At 46.7% G+C, this 15,843-nt stretch carries 17 protein-coding genes; 8 read left to right on the top strand and 9 right to left on the bottom strand.

All coding sequences use genetic code 11. From position 1 onward, the window contains the following. Positions 1 to 23 precede the first annotated feature (23 nt). Positions 24 to 692 carry a pyroglutamyl-peptidase I gene (locus tag ACN08W_RS05465; RefSeq protein ID WP_419108984.1) on the bottom strand — a complete coding sequence of 223 codons (669 nt, stop codon included), beginning with the start codon at positions 690 to 692 and terminating at the stop codon, positions 24 to 26. Between the two features lie 56 nt (positions 693 to 748). Here ACN08W_RS05465 and ACN08W_RS05460 point away from each other — a divergent pair, with 56 nt between their 5' ends. After that, positions 749 to 1,186: a hypothetical protein gene (locus ACN08W_RS05460; protein WP_419108983.1), complete on the top strand. Its 438-nt coding sequence runs from the start codon at positions 749 to 751 to the stop codon at positions 1,184 to 1,186. Here ACN08W_RS05460 and ACN08W_RS05455 read toward each other — a convergent pair. Beyond that, the gene (locus ACN08W_RS05455; protein WP_419108982.1) at positions 1,154 to 1,609 is read right to left on the bottom strand and encodes an NUDIX hydrolase; all 456 of its coding nucleotides are present in this window, start codon (positions 1,607 to 1,609) and stop codon (positions 1,154 to 1,156) included. The genes ACN08W_RS05460 and ACN08W_RS05455 overlap by 33 nt on opposite strands. 155 nt (positions 1,610 to 1,764) lie before the next feature. On the opposite strand from ACN08W_RS05455, the gene ACN08W_RS05450 reads away from it, so the two are divergent. Beyond that, a complete protein-coding gene (locus ACN08W_RS05450) occupies positions 1,765 to 3,984 on the top strand; it encodes an NADP-dependent isocitrate dehydrogenase (protein WP_419108981.1) in 2,220 nt (739 codons plus the stop codon). Positions 3,985 to 4,050: 66 nt separating this feature from the next. On the opposite strand, the gene ACN08W_RS05445 is transcribed toward ACN08W_RS05450, so the two are convergent. Continuing rightward, complete coding sequence (locus tag ACN08W_RS05445; protein ID WP_419107011.1) at positions 4,051 to 4,665, bottom strand: thymidine kinase; 615 nt, start codon at positions 4,663 to 4,665, stop codon at positions 4,051 to 4,053. 227 nt (positions 4,666 to 4,892) lie between these two features. Between ACN08W_RS05445 and ACN08W_RS05440 the strand changes: the two genes are divergently transcribed. Both ACN08W_RS05440 and ACN08W_RS05435 read left to right on the top strand, forming a co-directional pair. Further along, positions 4,893 to 6,230, top strand: coding sequence for a DUF2252 domain-containing protein (locus tag ACN08W_RS05440; protein WP_419107012.1), 1,338 nt, complete (start codon positions 4,893 to 4,895; stop codon positions 6,228 to 6,230). Positions 6,231 to 6,252: 22 nt separating this feature from the next. After that, positions 6,253 to 7,878 carry a cation:proton antiporter gene (locus ACN08W_RS05435; protein ID WP_419108980.1) on the top strand — a complete coding sequence of 542 codons (1,626 nt, stop codon included), beginning with the start codon at positions 6,253 to 6,255 and terminating at the stop codon, positions 7,876 to 7,878. A 66-nt stretch (positions 7,879 to 7,944) separates the two neighbouring features. Here ACN08W_RS05435 and ACN08W_RS05430 read toward each other — a convergent pair whose 3' ends face one another. Together ACN08W_RS05430 and ACN08W_RS05425 are read right to left on the bottom strand one after the other, a co-directional pair. Further along, a complete protein-coding gene (locus ACN08W_RS05430) occupies positions 7,945 to 9,423 on the bottom strand; it encodes an amino acid permease (protein WP_419102840.1) in 1,479 nt (492 codons plus the stop codon). A 244-nt stretch (positions 9,424 to 9,667) separates the two neighbouring features. Continuing rightward, positions 9,668 to 10,141 carry an OsmC family protein gene (locus ACN08W_RS05425; RefSeq protein WP_419108979.1) on the bottom strand — a complete coding sequence of 158 codons (474 nt, stop codon included), beginning with the start codon at positions 10,139 to 10,141 and terminating at the stop codon, positions 9,668 to 9,670. Positions 10,142 to 10,250: 109 nt separating this feature from the next. Between ACN08W_RS05425 and ACN08W_RS05420 the strand changes: the two genes are divergently transcribed. Together ACN08W_RS05420 and ACN08W_RS05415 are read left to right on the top strand one after the other, a co-directional pair. Further along, positions 10,251 to 11,027 carry an AzlC family ABC transporter permease gene (locus ACN08W_RS05420; RefSeq protein WP_419108978.1) on the top strand — a complete coding sequence of 259 codons (777 nt, stop codon included), beginning with the start codon at positions 10,251 to 10,253 and terminating at the stop codon, positions 11,025 to 11,027. Continuing rightward, positions 11,020 to 11,349: a branched-chain amino acid transporter permease gene (locus ACN08W_RS05415; RefSeq protein ID WP_419102843.1), complete on the top strand. Its 330-nt coding sequence runs from the start codon at positions 11,020 to 11,022 to the stop codon at positions 11,347 to 11,349. Before ACN08W_RS05420 ends, ACN08W_RS05415 begins: the two co-directional genes overlap by 8 nt. A 95-nt stretch (positions 11,350 to 11,444) precedes the next feature. On the opposite strand, the gene tpx is transcribed toward ACN08W_RS05415, so the two are convergent. Further along, the gene (tpx, locus tag ACN08W_RS05410; RefSeq protein WP_419108977.1) at positions 11,445 to 11,945 is read right to left on the bottom strand and encodes a thiol peroxidase; all 501 of its coding nucleotides are present in this window, start codon (positions 11,943 to 11,945) and stop codon (positions 11,445 to 11,447) included. Positions 11,946 to 12,155: 210 nt separating this feature from the next. Between tpx and ACN08W_RS05405 the strand changes: the two genes are divergently transcribed. Next, positions 12,156 to 13,220 (top strand): lipoate--protein ligase family protein, encoded by a 1,065-nt coding sequence (locus ACN08W_RS05405; protein ID WP_419108976.1) that lies wholly within the window; start codon positions 12,156 to 12,158, stop codon positions 13,218 to 13,220. Between the two features lie 105 nt (positions 13,221 to 13,325). Here ACN08W_RS05405 and ACN08W_RS05400 read toward each other — a convergent pair whose 3' ends face one another. Further along, positions 13,326 to 13,958, bottom strand: coding sequence for a MarC family protein (locus ACN08W_RS05400; protein ID WP_419107018.1), 633 nt, complete (start codon positions 13,956 to 13,958; stop codon positions 13,326 to 13,328). A gap of 182 nt (positions 13,959 to 14,140) precedes the next feature. On the opposite strand from ACN08W_RS05400, the gene ACN08W_RS05395 reads away from it, so the two are divergent. Next, positions 14,141 to 14,416 carry a hypothetical protein gene (locus tag ACN08W_RS05395; protein ID WP_419108975.1) on the top strand — a complete coding sequence of 92 codons (276 nt, stop codon included), beginning with the start codon at positions 14,141 to 14,143 and terminating at the stop codon, positions 14,414 to 14,416. Positions 14,417 to 14,508: 92 nt separating this feature from the next. On the opposite strand, the gene ACN08W_RS05390 is transcribed toward ACN08W_RS05395, so the two are convergent. Together ACN08W_RS05390 and ACN08W_RS05385 are read right to left on the bottom strand one after the other, a co-directional pair. Beyond that, a complete protein-coding gene (locus tag ACN08W_RS05390; RefSeq protein ID WP_419108974.1) occupies positions 14,509 to 14,862 on the bottom strand; it encodes a zinc ribbon domain-containing protein YjdM in 354 nt (117 codons plus the stop codon). Between the two features lie 146 nt (positions 14,863 to 15,008). Further along, positions 15,009 to 15,821: a hypothetical protein gene (locus tag ACN08W_RS05385; protein WP_419108973.1), complete on the bottom strand. Its 813-nt coding sequence runs from the start codon at positions 15,819 to 15,821 to the stop codon at positions 15,009 to 15,011. Positions 15,822 to 15,843: the final 22 nt, after the last annotated feature.

Below are 15,843 nucleotides of genomic sequence, written 5' to 3'. Positions count from 1 at the left end.
GATGCTCCTCAAGAGCAACGGTCTTATAGCGTCGTTTCTCGGTGCTGAACTAGTTCACTGACTATCACATCAAGAGTGTCTACCACCGTAGACTCCTCAAGGGTAGGAATCGTTCCTTCTACTCCCCCAGCATCTGCTGAAGCACTAAAATTCTGAGATTCTGCAACAGCCAATGCTGGTATATGGATAAACCCAGCATAAATATCTGGCGTATGGGCATAATGATGCAATAGTTCGTACATCACGTGGTTACACACGTATGTGCCGGCACTATACGATACTTCAACAGGCAACGAGAGTTCTTGCATTCTTGCACTCAAAAAAGGTATTGGAAGTCGTGCAAAGTAGGCGGTCTCCCCCTCAGCATGAATAAGTTGGTGCCTGCGTTGTTCGCCGTCGTTATCGGGAATACGCGCTTCATCATAATTAATGGCTACGTGTTCAATGCTGATACGAGAACGACCGACAGCCACCCCTAAACTGATGGCTATATCGGGGTGCTCCTGACGAAGAATCCGCACTAATTCTTGAGAACTTCTCGCAAAACTGACCGGTAATTCGCGAATCACATACTCTATCGACTCAATGGAGGGGCGATACTTATAGCGTTGCTGAAGAGCCTGAGCAACTTGTTGCGTAGGGTTCACAGGGACTCCAGGAAACGCCCCAAAATATGTTAGAAGTATTTTCACGGTTTTCTCCCCTTAGCAAGGATTTCCTCAAAGACTATATCCTCTAGACTATCTATATGCGCAAACATGATTCTTCCTCTACAGACCATCGCCTCATCCATCATCAAACACCCAATCAAGATACCCCTGAAGCGCTCTTACTTGATGGCAATGCGTATGAAGAAGAACAGCATAGTGAACGACGAACCCCCGCTCAGCCCTTAGCTCATTGTTCCGCAGTAGAAGCAATCGCACGATTCTATCGTTTCTTCACCCTCCGAGAAGGGCAAGCAAGCACTACTGAATTTGTTTGGGGCATGGCGTGGTTTTGTTGCACTACCCTAGGAATTTTTACACTCACTGCGTGGATGCATACACAAGTGATGGCAGACGTTGTTGGCTCATTTTTTCGGGTGCTCTATATGCTGATGATTTATTGTGCACCAGCTTGGTTGATCATCCACATTATGCCAACACTTTCTCTACTCAGACGTTTTTTCAACAACAGAGCATAGCCCTTGAACAACCAAAGCCGGAAAGATATGACCAGTATTTAGAGGGGCTTGATGTTCTAAGCGTGTATCTGTAGGGTTCACCCATCGAGTTTCGACAATTTCTGCGGTCAACGAAAAAGATAGCTCTACGATATTTGAAACGTTCGGCGTATATCGAAAAACCTCCGCTTTTACAGTGCGATTCGGCTCGTTCAAAGCAGCTGACTCAAATACTCCAAAATATGTCAGCTCATTTTCGGTACATTTGACGCCTAATTCTTCAAAGACTTCTCGACAAGCGGTTTGTTCCGGGCTCTCGTGAGGTTCAGGTTTTCCTCCAGGGAGCATAAAACCGGTGGTTCCGTTTTTGCGGACTGTTAACACTTCGCCGTTCTGGTTCATCAAGATGACGGCACTCACGTAAATGGGTGGAGGAAAAGTCATAAGTCTTAGCATACCTCGTAACGATTGGGTAGCTGATATGGCTTTTTCTCAAGAGATAAAGTCATATACACGCTTAGTTCTCTGTGCTAGAGGACACATTAGAGTATTGTTGTATACAGCACAACCGTATACAACACACACGGGAGACGAAACCCATGTCCAAAATTATCTACACCCACACCGACGAAGCACCGCTTCTAGCGACCTACTCCTTCAAACCCATTGTTGAAGCCTATACTCGTCAAGCAGGTATCAACATCGAAACGCGAGACATCTCGCTCGCAGGGCGTATTCTTGCTCAATTCCCAGAACGGCTCACCCCAGAACAACACGTCGATGATGCGCTCACCGAGTTAGGTGAACTCGCACAAACCCCTGAAGCAAATATCATCAAGCTCCCTAACATCTCAGCATCATTGCCTCAGCTCAAAGCAGCTATCCAAGAGCTTCAATCTCAGGGATACGATATTCCCGATTATCCCGAAGAAGTACAGACCCCAGAAGACGCCGACAGACGAGCACGGTATGACAAGGTCAAAGGATCAGCAGTAAACCCTGTTCTCCGTGAAGGAAACTCTGACCGCCGCGCACCACTATCGGTCAAAAACTATGCACGAAAAAATCCGCATCGTATGGGAGCATGGTCTCAAGATTCAGCAACTTCAGTTGCCACAATGAGCGCTGGAGATTTCCGAGACCATGAGCAGTCTATCGTGATGGAAGCAGAAGACACACTGCGTATCGAACACGTCGATACCGAAGGTCAAGTGACTGTTCTCAAAGAATCCCTTCCCGTGCGAGCAGGAGAAATTATCGATGGAACGTATATGGATGTCGCAGCACTTCAAACGTTCCTTGCAGAAAGTATTGAACAGGCAAAGAAAGATCACGTACTCTTCTCCGTCCACCTTAAAGCTACGATGATGAAAGTCTCCGACCCCATTATTTTCGGGTACGTTGTTCGAGCATTCTTCGCGGAACTTTTTGAAAAGCATGGAGAAGAACTTAAACGTCTTGGGCTCAACGGAAATAATGGTTTAGGCGCTATTCTTGACGGTCTCGACCAGTTACCTGAACAAACACGCGAAGACATCATGCGCATGATTACTCGCCGATTGGCTGAAGGCCCCGACCTAGCGATGGTCAATTCTGATCGAGGAATTACCAACCTTCACGTTCCTTCAGACGTTATTGTTGACGCTTCAATGCCTGCAATGATTCGCTCCTCTGGTCATATGTGGAACGCTAGAGGAGAAGAGCAAGACACTCTTGCTGTTCTACCAGATTCTTCTTACGCGGGTGTATATCAAGTCGTTATCGATGATTGCACGAAAAACGGCGCCCTTGACCCCACCACGATGGGAACCGTACCTAACGTTGGGCTCATGGCGCAAAAAGCCGAAGAATACGGTTCACACGATAAAACCTTTGAAATTGAGTCAGAAGGTACTGTACGTATCGTCAATTCTGCGGGCGAAACACTCATGGAACACCATGTTCAAGCTGGCGATATTTGGCGCGGATGCCAAACCAAAGACATCCCTGTTCAAGACTGGGTCAAGTTAGCAGTTACTCGTGCCCGTGAATCTCAAACCCCCGCAGTATTCTGGCTCGACGATTCTCGCGCCCATGACCGTGCACTAGCCCAAAAAGTACGTCACTATCTCAAAGAGCACGATACTGAAGGTCTTGAGATTCACATTCTGTCTCCTCAAGAGGCAACACAATTTTCTCTGGATCGTATTCGTCAAGGGAAAGACACCATATCCGTCACAGGAAACGTTCTACGTGACTATTTAACGGACCTCTTCCCTATCCTTGAGCTAGGTACCAGCGCAAAAATGCTCTCCATCGTCCCACTCATTAATGGCGGTGGGCTCTTTGAGACAGGCGCCGGTGGTTCCGCTCCCAAGCATGTTCAGCAGGTCATAGAAGAGAACCATCTACGGTGGGATTCTCTCGGTGAGTTCTTGGCGTTGGCAGCATCTTTAGAACATCTGGCAAAAACAACCGGTAATGCTCAAGCTCAGGTGCTTGCCGATACTTTGGATCGTGCAACAGGAACGTTCCTGACCGAGAATAAGTCTCCATCACGTCGTGTAGGAGAACTTGATAACCGTGGTTCTCACTTCTATCTGGCGTTGTTCTGGGCTCAAGAACTTGCCCAGCAACAGCAGAATACACAGCTGGCAGAAATTTTTGCCCCTGTTGCTCAACAACTAGAACAGCATGAAGGCACCATTGTTGAGGAACTTCTCCAAGTACAAGGTCATTCTGTTGAGCTAGGTGGGTATTATCGTCCACGTTCGTCGCAGGCAGAGACTATCATGCGTCCTTCGACGACGTTCAATCAGGTTCTTGAGACCCTGATGTAAAAGCTCCTTGTTGATACAAGAAACCGTTGCTACCACCATATATGCGAGGTAGCAACGGTTTCTTCTTTATTCTGGCAATAAAACGTTCTGGGATTCTTCTAAATAGCATTTTGCACATAAGGATTCATACCCGACGTGCACACCATCAATAGCGACTTGAGATCCAGAAAAAATAAACTTTCCATCAACGGTACGGCCGTTGAAGAGTGCTTTGCGTCCGCAACGACAAATAGTTTTAAGCTCTTCAAGGGTATGCGCTATTTCTAATAATCGTGCTGAGCCAGAAAATGCTTTTGTTTGAAAGTCTGTACGGATTCCGTAGCACATGACCGGAATATCATCGAGTACGGCAATTCGCATTAAATCGTCAACTTGTGCACTGGTCAGAAATTGCGCTTCGTCTACTAAGAGACAAGAGATAGGAAGCGACACTCCGTTATCTGCTGTTTTTAAACATGCTTGAGTAAAGAGTTCTCGTACGTTTGCTTCCATTCCGATAAGAAAATCTACTTCACGGCTAACACCTAAACGAGAGAGAATTTTTTGGTCGCCTTTAGTATCAACTTGTGGTTTGGCTAGGAGAACTTTCTGTCCTCGTTCTTCGTAGTTATAGGCAGCTTGCAATAGTGCAGTAGATTTTCCAGAGTTCATTGCACCGTAGCGAAAATATAGCTTTGCCATCTCATCTCTCGTTCTTTTAGAATTATGCCTCACTTATTCTAACGGGTATTTGAACACATCAAAGCCCCAGTCTCTTAGACCGTTGGTATATAAGCTCAATGCTGTTCTTCGCCGGATACTACACAGCAAGCACCTACGACACCACACCAAGATGAGCAGAGGGCAACTATACTTATATGTGAGCTGTCCGTAATCCCGAGCTAAAAGAACAGACTAGAGGTGTTCAGATGATTTCTACTAGCGACGTTGAAGCGTTATTGGCGCCCCCTGTTAGAGAGACTGACCCTCTAGACATTATTATGGAGCAGAATAAGTCTCGTTTAACGGAGCTTGTTCCGGTACGTATCGGGCGTATGTCGGAGTCTCCTTTTGCGTATTATCGCGGCACCGCGGGACCTATGGCAGCAGATTTAGCGACCCGTCCCAATTCGGGGGTTTTCCCCTTAATCTGTGGAGACGCACATATTGGAAATTTCGGGTATTTCGCTTCTCCCGAACGTAATTTGCTCTTTGACCTCAACGATTTTGATGAAGCAGGTCGAGGCCCCTTCGAATGGGACCTCAAAAGATTAGCAACATCGGTGTACCTAGCAGCTATAGACAACGGCGAAAACGAGCAGACAGCAACAACTCTCGCTGAAAAAACTTCTAAATATTATCGACGAACCATTTTGCGGATGAATCAGCAAAGCGCATTAGACCGATACTATGAGCGTGTTAACACCGATAATCTTGAAGAACTGATTAAAGAAGAATATCAACCAATCTTTAATAAATTTGAGCGCAAAGCACGTAACCGTAATTCAGAGCAGGCACTTCATAAATTCACTGTCACAGATGACCACGGCAATATCCGCATTGTTGATCAGCCACCACTCACCTTACACACCGATGAGATGAGTCTTGAGGCCATGGGCGAATTATGGCAACAGTACCTTTATTCTGCTCGCCCAGATATCCGTTATCTGCTCAGAAACTTCCGCATGAAAGATCATGTTCTTCGTGTTGTAGGGGTTGGTTCTGTCGGAACGCGTTGCTTTATTACACTTCTTCAAGACCAGCTTGGTAATCCCCTCTTCATCCAAGTTAAAGAAGCACAAGATACGGTGTTGCACACGTACGGAAAAATTGAGCAGACCTCAGAATCTCTTGGCTTTCCTGACCGCCCCATGGGTAACGGCTTCCGCGTTGTCGCCGGACAGAGAGTGATGCAATCACAATCAGATGCATTCCTCGGGTGGATTACTGATGTTCCGACTCGACAAGGAACAACCACCGATTATTATGTGCGTCAGTTCAGAGATATGAAAGGTTCTATCAATATTTCTGCATTAGACGCTGAAGGTCTTAAACAGACAGCGAAAGTGTGCGCATCGCTTCTGGCGCGAGCGCATGCGCAGTCACGTCATATTGACGATATCGCGGTATATTGTGAGGCCGATAAAATATTTGATGTGCATATGGGGCGTTTTGCCCACGCCTATGCACAAATTTGCACCCAAGATTTTCACCGTTTGCACAGCGCAGTTGAGGACGGAAAGTTACCTATTCAATACGCACTCTAACCCCTAATATAAGGAGCCGCCCATGAGCGATTTTGTTCCCTACCTTGTTCTTCCTGTCCTTTGTGGAGTAGGAGCTAAATTCCTAAGACTTCCCCCGATGCTCGGTTTTTTATTGAGCGGAATTATTCTGAACATTCTAGGGTACGAACCAGTAGAGGCTATCTCGAAACTTGGTGATTTGGGTGTGACTCTTATGCTCTTCACCATTGGTTTGAAGTTAGACCCTCGTTTACTTTTTAGAACTGAAGTTTGGCTCACTAGTGCTGTTCATCTTGTCATTACCACGGTGTGTGGGGCATCTTTCATTCTTTTTCTGACTGCTTTGGGCTTAGGTGTTCATGAAGTTATCCCTCTAGAGCAAGCAGCTATTTTAGGTTTTGCGCTCTCTTTTAGCTCTACAGTGCTTGTGGCAAAGACTCTTGAGGAACGTTCTGAAACGCGTTCTTTATATGGGCGCACGGCATTAGGTATCCTCGTTGTTCAGGATCTTTTTGCCGTGTTATTTGTGGCTGTTTCTGGTGAGCATTCACCGACGTGGTGGGCTTTAGGACTAGTTTTCTTAGTTCCTGCTTCGTGGCTTTTCAAAAAAGGTCTTGCGCAGATGGGGCATGGTGAGTTGCTCGTTCTGTATGGCATTGTTCTGGCGTTTGTTCCAGGTTATTGGCTTTTTGACGTGGTTGGTGTCAAAGGTGATTTAGGTGCTCTTGTGATGGGGATGCTGATTGCTTCTCATCCGAAGTCTAATGAGCTTTCACGTATTCTGTTCTCGTTGAAAGAGCTTATGCTTGTTGGTTTCTTTGTCTCCACCGGACTTGCCGGTGTACCGTCGTTGAGCCAGTCATTATTTGCGTTCTTGCTGTTGTTCTTGCTCCCTATCAACACTGTGGCATATACAGCAATTTTGCGGTGGGCGGGTCTTTCTCCACGTACGTCAGTATTAACCTCATTGACGCTGACTAATTTTAGTGAGTTCTGCATTATTGTGATTGCGATGAGTACCAGCGCTGGTTTACTTGACCCATCGTGGACTATTACTTTCTCATTAGCAGTATCGTTGAGTTTTGTTCTCGGAACCATATTAAATATGCGTGGTTCTTCGTTGCCGTCTCGTCTTGCGGCGTTGGTTCCGCCGGTGCCTGTTCATCGACGCCACCCTGAAGAACGCCCCGTTGAGTTGGGTGATGTTCAAGCTGTTATTTTTGGTATGGGCAAGATTGGTCGTGCGACCTACGATGATTTAGTTCAGAACTATCAATTGCCAGTTGCTGGGGTTGATACCTCGGAGCCTCGTGTGAGCGCCCTTGCAGAGCAGGGCTATAACGTGATTGAGGCTGATGCAACCGATGAGAAGTTTTGGGAGCGCGTTACGGACAACCCACAGGTACATCTTGTGATTCTTGCGATGCCGGTTCATGGTACGAACGTTGACGCGATGCGTCATGCGATTGAGGCTCACTCTCATTGTGCTTTTGTGGCGGTGTCTCAATATGCTGATGAGATTAAAGAGCTTAAAGAGTTGGGTGCTGATACTGTGGTGAATCTTTATGACGGTGCAGGTTCTACTCTTGCAGAAGCTGGTTATAAGTCTTTTATTGAGAAGTTCCACCCGCGTACGGGTTCTATCACAACAGCATCTTCAGAGAGCTAGTTTGAGATAATAGAAAAGTCCTGGTCAGCAAATGCTGTCCAGGACTTTTCTCTATTTTAGAGGGTATTAGTGTTTTCTTTTGTCTACGCGTAGGCCGGATACGTCGACATCTTCTAGCGGAATCATGGTAGATTTAGTGACCATTTTGTGGATGAGCCAGACGGCAATAAAGATTGGCAAACCGATATATGCGCTGGTTACTTCAAGGAGCTGTCCGTTGAATACTGCTTGGTAGTTTTGTCCGAGGATAACGATAACGCACATAACGAAAGCGACGATAGGACCTAGAGGGAATAGCGGAGCGGTGTAGGGAAGATCGGCGAGGTCTTTTCCTTGTGCAATGTAGGCACGGCGGAAACGGTAGTGGCTGATAGCGATACCGACCCAGCAAATGAATCCGGAAAGGCCTGAGATGTTAATAAGCCAGGTGTAGGCGGAGCCTTCACCGATAATAGCGGTGAGAAAACCGAAGATTCCAACGGCGGCGGTGGCTAGCAAAGCGGGCATTGGTACGCCACGGCTGTTGACCTTTGCGAAGATTTGAGGGGCTTTTTTCTCGATGGCAAGTGCGTAGAGCATGCGTGAGGAGACGTAGAGTCCTGAGTTGCCGGCGGAGAGAACCGCGGTGAGGATTACAGCGTTCATGAGTCCTGCCGCAAAGGCAATGCCGGTACGTTCAAAGACAAGAGTGAATGGTGAGTATGCGATGTCTGTTGCGTCAGTACGTAGGAGGTTTGGGTCGGTGTAGGAGATGAGGAAGCCAATGACGATAATCGCGCCGATATAGAACAGCATGATACGCCAAAAAACAGATTTAATGGCTTTGGGGACGTCTCGGCTGGGGTTCTCTGCTTCTCCTGCTGCGACGCCAACCATCTCGGTGCCTTGGAAGGAGAATCCTGCAACCATGAAGATGGAGATGATGGAGAGCCATCCGCCGACGAAGGGAGCTTCTCCGTTTGTCCAGTTATGGAATCCTGGGGAAGTTCCTCCGATAATTCCAAAAATCATGGCAACGCCGGCAATGAGGAAGACGATGACGGTAATAACTTTGATGGTTGCTAACCAGAATTCCCCTTCTCCGTAAGCTCTGGAGGAAAGTGCGTTAAGGGCGGTCAGTAGGATGAGGAAGGTTGCTGCCCAAACCCATCCCGGTACTCCTGGTAGCCAGAAGTTCATGACGATACCGGCTGCGACGAGTTCTGCGGCGACGGTGATGGCCCAGTTGAACCAATAGTTCCAGCCCATGGCGAACCCGAAGGAGGGTGAGACGAAGCGTGCGGCGTAGGTCTGGAAGGAGCCTGGTACTGGTAGGTGTGCGGACATTTCGCCGAGGGATTGCATGAGGAGCAATACCATGAGTCCGATAAGTGAGTAGGCGACGATAGCACCGCCGGGACCTGCTGTGGCGATGGTTTCGCCGGAGGCTACGAATAGTCCGGTTCCGATGGCGCCGCCGATGGCGATCATTTGCATGTGGCGGCTTTGTAGGCCGCGTTTGAGTTGCTTTTCTGAGGTGGGCAACTCGTGTTTGGTTTCGGACATAGTTTTGCCTTTAACGTTGTGAGGGGAAATGTGCATCAAAGGTACATAAGAAAATCTTATGTACCTTAAGTTATTTTTCAGATTACCAGTTATGGTCTTTAAAAACAGGGGTATATTTGCGTAATCCTCAGCACGAAACCCATAGAAAACCATAAAAAAGCTTTCACACACCACAGAAAAGAACCGGCAATGTGCAACACACTGCCGGTTCTTCACCCCATATGTTAAAAGCTGATAGCTCTACTTATTTTTGAGTATCTTTACGCACAAACTTTACTGAAGTCTCGTGCTGAACAGTACGAGAGACCGTGCAATCTTTCTCATGAGATAACTGCAAAAGCCGCTCAACCAAGGAAGCAGCTTTCTTGCCACCTTGGTCTTCAGGAAAAGCAAGATCAAAAGCTACCTGAACGTCCTCAAGACGAACAGCACCGTTCTCTTCAACACGCATTGCAGAAGGAGTCACCTTAAAAACCTCTGGTTCAGTGTGTCGAGAAGTCACCACATCAACATCAATGGACGCGCACCCAGCAATAGCAGCTAATAGCAAGTCCACGGGGCTAAGCAGCCCCTCTCCTCGTCCGAACTCAAGAGTTGCACCCTGCGCATTGATTGCACGGTAGTGAGAAACCCCTAAGCGTTCAACCTGAACAGCACGATAGTTTGGGTCCTGTTCACGGGCAGGAGTATTGGTTTTAGTATTTTCTGGTTCACTCATTTTTATCTCCTCACTGGGGAAAACATACAGACTAGGATCTCCTGTCAAATACAACATTAGCTGGTAGCATTCTATTCCAGTTTCGGTAGAACCTCTCTAGAATATCTATATGCCCGATAACACTACGTCATCTCAGCCTGCAGAAGATGAGACACCTCCTATTCACGGAGCTTATCAGCAGACATTCCCCCACGAAACTAGCTTTCAAGAAGCGTTCAGACTCACCGGAATCATCTGGGGAGGATTCGTTATTATGGGCATGGGGTTAGGAATTCTCCTCACCTCTTTACATCTTCCATGGTGGCTTGCTCCGGTGATTTCTTTCTGTGTTTTTGCAGGCTCTGTTGAATTCTTGTTAGTAGGAATGATTGCCTCGCACGCACCGCTACTTTCTATTGCCACCAATACTTTTCTTGTCAACGCACGGCATCTTATCTATGGTCTATCTTTTCCTCTACATCAGGTCAAAGGAAAACTCGCAAAAACATATTCGATATATGCTCTAACCGACGAAATATTCGCTCTGACCGCAGGAAAAGATGCAACAAAGCTACGTTCATCTAGCATTTTATGGATGCAAGCAATGCTTCATGTGTGTTGGACGGCAGGCAGCGCTATGGGCGCTGTTATCGGGGCGAGTTTCCTCTCCCACATTAAAGGTGTTGATTTTGTGATGACAGCACTTTTTATCATTCTTGCAATAGATTCTTATCGAGCAACACACGATCGGGTATGCGCAGTCCTCGCATTGTTCTCTGCTTTAGTAGCGATTGTTTTCTTCCCGACTTCGATGCTCACAGCTGCTCTTTTGTTGTATGTTCTCTTACTGATTTTGCGATATTTTGCTCTCGAATTTGCAGAGAAGAAGGCTCACCATCATGCCTAGCGTTGAATATATGCTACTGGCCGTTTTAGTAGCTAGCGCAGTAACTTTTGTATTACGGGCAGTTCCCTTCGCCATTAAAAATGCGCTTAAAGATTCACCTCTTATTGACCATCTCAGTCGTTGGATACCTTCAGGAGCGATGATTTTATTAGCCGTCTACGCGCTCTACCATATTGACTATTCTTCTTCTGAGAGTTTTCTCCCGTATCTTTTAGGAGCTGTTGTCACAATTATTGTTCATGTGAGCACCCGTAACATGGTGGCGTCAATGGTCAGCGGAACGGTCGTGTGTGTCCTTCTGGCAAATCTTGTTTTCGTCTAAAAGATTCAAGGAGTTAAGACGTTAACGTCGTAGGGTGGTTGTGCAGATGATTTGCACAACCACCCTACGAGCATTATAGGTGAGGGAATATTTTCTTATGCTTTGAGGACAGCGAGCGCTGCTTCATAGTTTGGTTCGTCGTGGATTTCTTCAACGAGTTGTGAGTGAAGAACAACGCCTTGAGGGTCGAGGACAACGACGGAACGAGCTAGTAGACCAGCAAGCGGGCCGTTTTCAAGAAGGACACCGTAATCTTGCCCAAAAGTGGAACGGAAATCTGAAGTTACTACCACGTTTTCGATGCCTTCTGCACCGCAGAAGCGACCTAGTGCGAAGGGAAGGTCTTTAGAAACGCAGATTACAACGGTGTTTTCTAAGGAGGCAACTTCTTTGTTGAAGGTGCGTACAGACTGAGCGCATACACCAGTATCAACAGACGGGAAGATATTAAGAACGATGTTCTTACCTTCGAAGTCTGCACTAGTAATCTCAGAGAGATCTGCCCCGACAACGGAGAATGCTGGTGCTTGTGCGCCAACTGCGGGAAGTTCACCAACGGTGTGGACGGTATTACCTTTTAGTTTTGTTTCTGCCATGGTTCTATTCTTTATCACGTACCTGATAAACGGCAAGGAAAATGGCTAAAGTATCTCTCAAAGCGTCATATTTTTCTGCAGAGGTGTACCTCTAACGGATGTTGTTCTTCTTGCCAGAAACCGATAAGAGTTGTATAGCTTATCTAGAGGAGTACGTCTTAAATGAACTTAGGTCTACCTAAGAGACTCAAAGCTCTCTAAGCTAGAAGTATGAGCAAAACTTATCACTACGAACATAAAGTCCCCGGCGGAAAACTTGTTGTTGCAGACCTTTGCACTGACGGCGCAGAAGTGACCAAAGCACAGATATCAGGTGATTTCTTTATCGAACCTGATGAGGCATTCCTCGCTGTTTCCCCTGCACTTGTAGGGATACCGGTACGAGCAAGCGTGGAAGAAATTAGCGGTTGTCTTGAGACAGCACTTGAAGGGTATCCAAACGCTCAGATGCATGGAGTGAGCTGTTACGATATTGCCTTTGCGGTGCGTCGAGCATTAGCTGAAGCAAAAATCTTTTCTGACTTTGAGTGGGAAATAATTGACCCAGGTGTTCTCCCCACTCCGCTTAACGTTGCTTTAGACGAGTATCTTCTCGAAGAAGTTCGACAGGGGCGACGCAAACCGACCCTACGTTTTTGGCATTGGGATGATTGCGCAACCGTCATTGGTGCATTCCAGTCATATCAGAATGAGTTGCACCCCGAAGGTATCAAAGAACATCATGTGCAGGTAGTACGTCGTGCAACCGGTGGCGGTGCCATGTTTATGGAAGGTGGAAACTGCATCACCTATTCCATCTATGCACCAGAATCTCTTGTAGCAGGTCTTTCTTATGAAGAGTCGTATGAGTTTCTTGATCAGTGGGTGCTTCAGGCGTTAGCGGAGCACGGGGTGAATGCTTGGTATCAGCCTATTAATGACATCACCTCTGATGCCGGAAAGATTGGTGGTGCAGCCCAGAAGCGAAGCCACGGCATTATCCTGCATCATGTCACGATGAGCTACGATATTGACGCCGATAAAATGCTTGAAGTTTTGCGTATTGGTAAGGCAAAAATCTCTGATAAGGGTGTACGTTCGGCAAAGAAACGTGTAGACCCACTACGCCGGCAGACGGGTGCTACTCGTGAAGAAATTATTCAGACCATGAAAGCGGTGTTCGCTTCTCGCTATGGGGCAACAATGGGTGAGCTCACGGCCCAAGAACGTGAACAAGCCCAAAAACTTGTTGATGAAAAGTACGGCACGACTGAGTGGACACATCGAGTACCCTAAAGGTGAGGTAGGCGCTGAGCTGTCATAGGGGTAAAGGCTCTGGGGCGGCAACCTTGTAAAGAAGGTTGCCGCCCCAGAGAATCCTGTTGGTAGAAGGTGTTGAGGTTAGTGCGCAAGCCCTGGGAAAGCGCCGAGCATGCCGGCAATGAGCATCTGCATTCCGATAACACCTAATAGAAGCCCCATTAAACGGGTCATAATATTCAGACCATTTTGACCTAAGAATTTTACGATACCGCTACCGTAGCGGAAGCAAAGATACGTCACCACGCACAAGAGCCCAAAGGCAGCCAAGGTGATGGGGATATCAGTTGAATTTCCTTGAGCAGAATAGTTCATTGCAGTGGCAATAGTTCCCGGTCCAGCAAGTAACGGCATACCAAGAGGCGATATTGCCACTGATAGCATCTGCTCTTTGCTCGCTTCCTGATCAGATTGACTTGGGTGAGCAAAAGAAGAATGGTTCCCTTGTAGCATGTGGTAACCAATCAAGAAGACGAGTATGCCTCCGACAATCCGTAGAGCGGGCAACCCGATACCGAATTCTTCAAAGATGAGCTTTCCAGAAAGTGAAAACACCACGACAATAGAGAAAGCAAAAAGTAGTGAACGGGCCGCCACCGAATTACGTGTTTTAGTGTCGTCTCCTTGAACGAGGCTAATGAACACTGGCAAATTTGACAGTGGGTTCATGATGGCAAAAAATGCCATAAAGATGGTCATGAATTGAGCAAGCATAGTGTTTTTCTGTCGATTAAAATCTTCTTTAGCACCGCTTATTATACCGTTCATGAGCTACCGTCAAGAAGTAACTCTACGCACCTCATTTGAGCATGAGTATTCCGTTTGAGGATTTTTTCTTTTATTCTAGATATTAGGGAATATAACAGAATACTCATCCATATTTTTAGGGGAATATGATGAACGCTCAGAAAAGGACGTTAGGGATTATTATTCTTTTCCTAACATTGTTCGCAACATTTTTGACACCATCTCAAGCAGCTGAAGTAACTGCCCAGACAGTAGATTATTCTATCGTGCAAGCTCTCAATGAAAGTGTTGTACAGCAGACGACCGAAGCTCATGCCACAGTAAGCACGTTTAATACGATGGGAATCGTTTTTGTATTGGCTCTTTTGACACCGTGGCTAGGGGTTGCCCTCTACCGCCGTTTTCATGAGAACTGTATTCCTTAAACACTGAAGATATAAAGATGACGGTAGTAAAGCGCCCCTCTTTATACGGGGTGCTTTACTACCGTCATTTTTATCGGAGTTCTAGAAAAATTCTAGTTTGATTTTTTGACGAACTGAGATTTGAGGTACATCTGCCCTGCGCCTGGAACTTTTGCTTCGATATCGTGACCGTTCACGGGGCTTTCAAGAAGACGAATGCTCTTGACTTTCGTGCCGCTTTTAATATCGGCACCACCTTTGACTTTGAGACCTTTAACAATGGTCACAGCGTCGCCATCTGAAAGTTCGTTACCAACAGCGTCAAGAATTTTAGCAGCCTGTTCGGTGCTCTCTTCGGCGTTTTCTTCGGCAGACCACTCGTGTCCACACATGGGGCAGACCCATAGGGTGCCTTGCTCGTAGCTATATTCTTCGGTGCATTCTGGGCATGCGGGTACGGCGGACATGACTGTCTCCTGTCATTCGTTAATCTGTGTTCGCCCCATTATCCCATAAATTCTTCATCTTCGTTGATACAGGTAGAGGGCGCGCAAACTCCTTGAAGCTTGCGCTCCCCCTACAGATAAAGTCTCGGCGTATAGAGAAACAAAGATTAATCAATAGATTCTAGAGAACGGCCTTCTTCGTGTGCTTTACGTTTAAGCTCACGTACACGAGCACGCTCGCGCTTATTCCTGTCCGTACGAATACGTAGCACCGTATACGCTACAAACAGCGCACTATAAATAACAAGAGAAACATACGTATCAATCAACCACGGCAGGTTCTCGGGTTCATGCAACCGGTCAGAGAACACAAGGAATCGTCGAATAAACACAAAAATCACGTTTGCATACAGCAAGAAGTAGAAGAAATACGATGCTTTATGGAGCTTCTGCCAGTTCGCAGCCTTCATAGAGAAACGAATCTTTTTGAAGGACGTAATAAACAGCGGCAGTCCAACAATAAGCAACAGGAGTGATGTCCAGAAAAGAATGTCATAAGGAACTTCTGCTTCGCCGTGGTCGATGAGCCAGCTCAAACCATAGAGCAGAAGATGGCAGAACGAGGTGATGCACGCAAAGATAGAAAGTTCGCCACGGATAGCATATAGCTCTCTCGTTGCCTTATTCCATGGTTTGATAACACCTTGGAACATCACAATAGTGAAGAATACGAAGCCAACCGAGCCACGCTTCATCTGACTCATAAAAGGCCACCACCATTCATCTACAGGGTAGCTATCGGTTAGTGCCCAGTGAATCCACAGACCCGAAACAATAAAGGTGATGACGGTGATTCCCAGATAATACAAAACTGCGTGAGAACGAATAGAACGACGCAATATAAAGACCAAGGGAACGATGACGGCGAAGCCTATAATCACCAAGTTCTCATGGACTAAAAAGTCTAAAACAGAAAGCATGAAAGGCTCTTCTCAACTCATT

This window comes from Rothia sp. CCM 9419, from assembly GCF_048512815.1.
GTDB lineage: Bacteria > Actinomycetota > Actinomycetes > Actinomycetales > Micrococcaceae > Rothia.
This window is presented reverse-complemented; position numbering and strand designations above follow the sequence as displayed.